We start from the raw sequence: 6,806 nt of genomic DNA on the forward strand, positions 1-6,806 counted from the left end.
GCGCAGGCCCAGGCCGACGCCGCCGCGGCGGCCCAGGCGCAGGCGCAGGCCGAGGCCGACAAGGCCGCCCAGCGTGCCGCGTGGAAGCAGTCGCTGCTCGGGTACGCCAACGGCCGGATCCCCGACTCCGCGCTCTGCGGGGTCAGCTTCGACGCCTCGGTGCGGCTGCGGTGCGACGCCGCCGAGCAGCTCGAGGTGCTCAACACCGCCTACAAGGCCCAGTTCGGCACCGACCTCGAGGTCAACGACTCCTACCGGTCGTACGCCGGGCAGGTCCAGTGCAAGCGCACCAAGGGCTACCTGTGCGCGACCCCCGGCACCTCCAACCACGGCAGCGGCATCGCCGTGGACCTGGGTGGCGGCATCGACTCGTTCGGCACGGCCCAGCACCGGTGGATGGACGCCAACGCGCCCGGCCTGGAGTGGGTGCACCCCTCGTGGGCCGAGCGCGGCGGCAGCAAGCCCGAGGCGTGGCACTGGGAGTACGCGGGCTGATCGTCGGGCGTGCCTCGCGGCAGCGAACTGCCTGATCTTCGCCCCGCGAGCACGGACCGGACATCGCGCCGCGGCCCTACGATCGGGCGCATGAGCACCTCGGCCGAGCCGGGGCGGACCTGGCCCCTGGTGGGCCGTGCCGCCGAGCTCGACGACCTCGACAACCTGCTGTCGACCGCGGCCGACGGGGTCGGCGTGACGGTGCTCCTCGAGGGCGAGGCGGGCGTCGGCAAGACCAGTCTCGTCGACGCGATCCGCGGCTCCGCCAGGCTGCTCGACGTGGAGCTGCGCACCGCGCGGGCGTCGGCCATGCGCGCCTGGCCGTTCGCGCTGCTGGCCGACGCGCTGATCCAGGGTGCCGGCCGGAGCGCCGGCCGCGGCCCGGTCGAGACGGAGCTCGCCGACCTGCTGGACGCGATGTACGCCGACCCCTCGCACTCGGTCGCCCGGTACGACCGCGCCGCCGAGCTGTTCGCGGCCCTGCTGCGGCGGCGCGGCGACTCGCGGCCGTGGGCCCTGGTGCTCGAGGACGTGCACGAGGCCGACGCCGCCTCCCTCGAGGTCCTGCTGCAGCTCGCGCACGAGGGGGCCGTTCCCCGGGCCCTGGTGGTGCTCACCATGCGACCCGTGCCGTACCGGCCCGAGCTCGCGGAGGTGGTCGCCGCGTGGACCCGCGCCGGTGCCCAGTACCTCGAGCTGCGGCCGCTGAACGCCCGCGCCACCATCGAGCTGGCGGAGAACCTCGTCGGCGGACCCGTCGGACCCTCGCTGCGGGGCACCCTGGCGACGACGGGCGGCAACCCCCGGCTCGTCGCCGACGTCGTCCGGACCGCCCGGTTCGCCGGCGCCCTGGTCAATGCCGACGGCGTGCTCGACTCGACGGGCGTGCTGTGGCTGACGCCGCTCGACGAGGTGGTCCGGCGCCGGGTCGAGTACCTCGGTCCCGAGGTCCTCACCCTGCTCGGGCAGGCGTCCGTGCTGGGCACCTCGTTCGTCATCGCGGACCTGGCCACGCTGTCCGGCGATCCCGTGGCGGACTGCTGGCGCACGCTGCGGCACGGGTTGGCCGCCGGCGTGGTGCGGGCGCGCGGCGACCGGCTCGTGTTCGGGCACGACCTCGTGCGCGGCGCGCTGTACAACGGGCTCGAGCCCGACCAGCGGCGTGCCCTGCACGCGCGGGCGGCCTGGGCGCTTCGGCAGGCCGGTGCGCCGTCGCAGATCGTCTCCGGGCACCTCGAGCGCGCGCGCTGACCCGGGCTGCTGCTTACCGTGGGAGAGCGGGCCCTCGCCCGCGCCACCCGGCCCCAAGGAGCACCATGCCCACGCGCACCTCACGCACCGCCTGGAACGGCACCCTGCAGGAAGGCAGCGGCCAGGTCGAGCTGACCAGCTCCGGCGTCGCGACGTTCGACGTCTCCTTCCCCAAGCGCACCGCCGACGCCGCCGACGGCACGACGAGCCCCGAGGAGCTCATCGCCGCGGCGCACTCGTCCTGCTTCGCCATGCAGCTGTCCGGCGTCATCGCCGCGGCGGGCGGCACCCCGATCGCGCTCGAGGTGAGCGCCGACGTGACCCTGCGCCCCGACCCCGCCGGCGGCCTGCGCATCTCGGGCATCGTCCTGACCGTCCGCGGCGAGGTCGACGGGCTCGACGCCGACGGCTTCGCCAAGGCCGCCGAGACCGCCAAGGCCACGTGCCCGGTGAGCAAGGCCCTGACCGGCACGGACATCACGCTGAACGCCTCGCTGGCGTAGCCCGCTCCTGCCCCGAACGTCCGCACTCGATCGGCCCCTGTCCCTCTCGAGTGCGGACGTCCCGATGCTGGATGACGTTGCGTCCGCACTCGGTCGGCCTCCAGCCCCCACGAGTGCGGACGTCGCGGGTTCCACGCCTCGGCGACGTGTGCGGCGGATCGGGTCGCCGATGCGAGACTGCCCCCGTGGTGGCCGTGACCGAGACCCTGGCGGGGGATCCGCACCGACCCGACAGCGCCGACGTCAAAGCGGCGCTGCGGTCCGCGCTGCGCGGGGTCGTCGACGACAGCACGCGGCGCCGGGCCGAGTACTCGACCGACGCGTCCAACTACCGGGTGGTCCCGCAGGTCGTGGCGTTCCCGCGGGACACCGACGACGTGCTCGCGGCGCTCGAGGTGACGCGCTCGTTGGGCGTGCCGCTGACCGCTCGCGGCGGCGGCACCTCCGTTGCCGGCAACGCGGTCGGCACGGGCGTGGTGCTGGACTTCTCGCGGCACGTCAACCGGATCCTGGACATCGACCCCACCGCACGGACCGCCCGCGTCGAGCCCGGCGTGGTGATGGCGAGCCTGCAGAAGGCCGCCGCCCCGCACGGCCTGCGGTTCGGCCCCGACCCGTCCACCCAGGCGCGCGCGACGCTCGGCGGGATGATCGGCAACAACGCCTGCGGCCCCCGCGCGGTGGCCTACGGGCGGACCGCCGACAACGTGCTGGCGCTGGACGTCGTGGACGGGACCGGTCGCCGGTTCGAGGCCCGGTCGGGTGCGGGTGCGCTCGACGTCGTGCCTGGCCTCGATCAGCTGGTCCGCGGCAACCTCGACATCCTGCGGACGGAGCTGGGCCGCTTCGGCCGGCAGGTCTCCGGCTACTCGCTCGAGCACCTGCTGCCCGAGAAGGGGACCGACCTGGCCAAGGCGCTGGTCGGCACCGAGGGGACGGTCGCGACGCTTCTCGGCGCGACGGTGCGGCTGGTCCCGATCGCCGCGGCGCCGGTGCTCGTCGTGCTCGGCTACCCGGACATGCCCACGGCCGCCGACGCCGTCCCCGCGCTGCTCGCGCACGCGCCGCTGGCCATCGAGGGCATGGACTCGCGGCTGGTCGACGTGGTCCGCCGCGTCAGGGGCGCCGCCGCCGTGCCGCCGCTGCCCGCGGGGGGCGGCTGGCTCATGGTCGAGGTGGGCGGCGACACGCTTGACGAGGCGCTGGACCGGGCGCGCGCGCTCGCCTCCGACGCCGGCACCGACGCCGTCGGCCTCTTCCCGCCCGGGCCCGAGGCCGCCGCGATGTGGCGGATCCGGGAGGACGGTGCCGGGCTCGGGGGGCGGACCCCGTCGGGCGAGCAGGCGTGGCCCGGGTTCGAGGACTCCGCGGTCCCGCCCGCACGGCTCGGGGCGTACCTGCGCGAGCTCGAGGCGCTCATGGCGTCGCACGGCGTCGACGGCCTGGCCTACGGGCACTTCGGCGACGGCTGCGTGCACCTGCGGCTCGACATCCCGCTCGAGCGGTCCGGCAACCCGCTGCGCGCGTTCATGACGGACGCCGCGGCCCTCGTCGCGACCCACGGCGGCTCCCTGTCGGGGGAGCACGGCGACGGCCGCGCGCGCTCGGAGCTGCTGCCGGTCATGTACTCGGAGCAGGCGATCGGCCTGTTCGGGGCCTTCAAGGACCTGCTCGACCCGCACGACCTCCTCAACCCCGGCGTGCTGGTCCGGCCCCGCCCGCTCGACGCCGACCTGCGCCGCCCGTGGGCCCGGCCGCTGCTGGCCGACGGCCACGGGTTCTCGTTCGCGCACGACGCCGGCGACCTCACGACGGCCCTGCACCGCTGCGTCGGCGTCGGCAAGTGCCGGGCCGACAGCACCGCGACGGGCGGGTTCATGTGCCCGTCGTACCTGGCGACGAAGGACGAGAAGGACTCGACCCGCGGCCGCGCGCGCGTGCTCCAGGAGATGGCGAACGGCACCCTGGTCACCGGGGGCTGGGGCTCGCCCGAGGTGCACGACTCCCTCGACCTCTGCCTGTCGTGCAAGGCATGCTCGTCGGACTGCCCCGCGGGCGTCGACATGGCTCAGTACAAGTCGGAGATCTTGCACCGTACATATCGCGGGAAGCTGCGTCCGACCTCGCACTACGCGCTCGGCTGGCTGCCCCGCTGGGCCCGGCTGATCACCGGCATCCCGGGCCTCGCGGCGCTGACCAACGCGGTGCTCGGCGTCCGGCCGATCGCCAAGGTGGTGCTCGCCGGGGGCGGGATGGACACCCGTCGCCAGATGGTCACGTTCGCCCGGCAGCCGTTCCGGGCCTGGGTCCGCGGCGAGGGCCGCTCCGCGGTGACGCTGACCGGCCGCGACGACGGCGACGTCCGCCCGAGCGAGCGGCCCGGCCACCAGTTCCTCGGCCGTCCGGGCAAGGGCACCGGGAGCTCCGCGGGCAAGCGTCCGCGGGTGGTGCTGTGGACGGACTCGTTCTCGGACACCCTGTCGCCCTCCGTGGCGCAGGCGGCCGTCGCGGTGCTCACCGACGCCGGCTACGAGGTGCTCGTGCCGCGGGACGACGCGTGCTGCGGCCTGACCTGGATCAGCACCGGCCAGCTCGACGGCGCGAAGAAGCAGCTCACGCACCTGCTCGGCGTGCTCGGGCCGTTCGCGGTCAACGGCATCCCGATCGTCGGCCTCGAGCCGTCCTGCACGGCGGTGCTGCGCTCGGACCTGCTGGACCTGCTCCCCGACGACCCGCGCGCGGTCGCCGTGGCGCGCGAGACCCGCACGCTCGCGGAGCTGCTCACGGCGCCCGCGCCGATCGGCCCCGGCGACCGCTGGCAGGTGCCGGACCTGTCCGACGTCACGGCAGTCGTGCAGCCGCACTGCCACCACCACTCGGTGATGACGTGGACGGCAGACCGCCGCCTGCTCACCGACGCGGGGGCGCAGTTCTCCGCGCTGGCCGGCTGCTGCGGGCTGGCCGGGAACTTCGGCATGGAGAAGGGCCACTACGACGTGTCGGTCGCGGTGGCCGAGAACGCGCTGCTCCCGGCCCTGCGCGACGCCGCCCCCGGGGACGTCTACCTGGCCGACGGGTTCTCGTGCCGGACCCAGGCCGACCAGCTCGCGGGCGTGCAGGGGATCCACCTGGCGGAGCTGCTCGCCGCCCACCTGCCGGCGCGGACGTCGGTGGACACGTAGGCCCGAGCGGACCAGGCTGGGCGGCATGCTCGTCGCCTTCTCCGTCGCCCCGCTCGGTGCGGGCGAGTCCGTGACCGCCGCCGTCGCCGATGCCGTGCGCATCGTCCGCGAGTCCGGGCTCCCCCACCGCACCGACTCGATGTTCACGACGATCGAGGGGGAGTGGGACGAGGTCATGGACGTGGTGAAGCGGGCCACGGAAGCGGTCGGGCGGCACGGCAACCGGGTCAGCCTGGTGCTCAAGGCCGACATCCGCCCGGGGCACGTCGGAGAGCTCACGGGCAAGGTGGCACGGGTCGAGGCCGCGCTCACGAACGAGTGACGAACGCGACGTTCCGGACGCCGGGCCCCGGGGCATCCGGGTGATGTGACCGATCTCCTGCGACGCGTTCCGACGGACGGGCTGACGGCCCCAGCGCGCTGTGGGACAGTGTGGTCGCGAGCGCGCCGGACGGGTGCGTGGACGCCCGACAGGTACGCGGAAGGCCAGGACAGATGCCCATCTTCGAGCTCGACGAGGGCCGGCCCCGCCTCGTCCAGCCGATGCAGCCGCTGACCGGATCCTTCGCCCAGGAGTGCGCGTCGCTGCTGACCCACCACCTCGCCGCCATCGCCGGCGAGCCCCTCTTCGCGGTCCGTTCCCGCACGGGTGCGCCGGACCACGCTGACCTGCCCGAGCTGCTGGCGCTGGACGCCACCGGCCGCGCGGTCGTCGTCGACGTGGTCCAGGTGGTCGACGACGACGCGGTCATCGCGGCCCTGCGGCACGCGGGTGCGGCGTCGCGGATGACGACGACCGACCTGGCCCGGGCCTACCACCCGGACCCCAGCCGCTTCGCGGTCGACTTCGCGGCGTTCCGCGAGCAGGCCGCCTACGGCACGCAGACCAACCGGCGCGAGGGCGTGCGGCTGGTGCTGCTGTGCTCGGAGGTCGCGGCCGAGGCGGGCGACACCCTGGGCTTCCTGCGCGGGCCCGGCCGGCACGTGGACGTGCTGCAGGTCGGTGTCGTGCGGGGTGTCGACGACCGGCGCCTGCTGGACGTCTCGCCGCTGGCCACGCACGAGGGCGCGCGCCGGTCCGTCGAGCCGACGGCCCTGCGGCTGGTCCGCTCGAGCGAGGGCTTCACGGCGAACGTGCCGTACGAGCCGCGGGTGACGCCGGGGACCCCCGGCGGCGGCGCACGCAAGCCGGCGTCGGGCGAGCTGCGGGCGGTCACCGCCCCGCCCGAGAACCCCGGTCCTCCCGCACCGACCCCGCTGCGTGCGCCCGAGCACGTTGCCGAGGACAAGCCGCTCACCACGGCGACCGTGCAGGAGGCGCCGACGACGCTGACCCCGGTGGTCGGCCTCCGGTTCGGCGCCGACCAGGTGGTGC

General features: G+C 75.2%; 5 protein-coding genes and 1 pseudogene. All 6 read left to right on the top strand.

Annotation, left to right across the window (positions count from 1 at the left end; all coding sequences use genetic code 11):
• Nucleotides 1-495: M15 family metallopeptidase (locus tag ACXJKG_RS18000; protein WP_456847114.1), on the top strand; the 495-nt coding region annotated here is incomplete at its 5' end.
• Between the two features lie 90 nt (nt 496-585).
• Nucleotides 586-1,746 (top strand): AAA family ATPase, encoded by a 1,161-nt coding sequence (locus tag ACXJKG_RS18005; protein ID WP_456847115.1) that lies wholly within the window; start codon nt 586-588, stop codon nt 1,744-1,746.
• Nucleotides 1,747-1,811: 65 nt separating this feature from the next.
• On the top strand, nt 1,812-2,249 hold the full coding sequence (locus ACXJKG_RS18010; protein WP_456847116.1) for an OsmC family peroxiredoxin: 438 nt from the start codon (nt 1,812-1,814) through the stop codon (nt 2,247-2,249).
• A 185-nt stretch (nt 2,250-2,434) separates the two neighbouring features.
• A complete protein-coding gene (locus ACXJKG_RS18015) occupies nt 2,435-5,431 on the top strand; it encodes an FAD-binding and (Fe-S)-binding domain-containing protein (protein WP_456847117.1) in 2,997 nt (998 codons plus the stop codon).
• A gap of 25 nt (nt 5,432-5,456) precedes the next feature.
• Nucleotides 5,457-5,753: an MTH1187 family thiamine-binding protein gene (locus ACXJKG_RS18020; RefSeq protein ID WP_456847118.1), complete on the top strand. Its 297-nt coding sequence runs from the start codon at nt 5,457-5,459 to the stop codon at nt 5,751-5,753.
• Between the two features lie 173 nt (nt 5,754-5,926).
• Nucleotides 5,927-6,806: pseudogene (locus tag ACXJKG_RS18025) on the top strand (hypothetical protein); the annotation flags it as partial.

Source organism: Cellulomonas sp. P5_C6 (assembly GCF_054049635.1).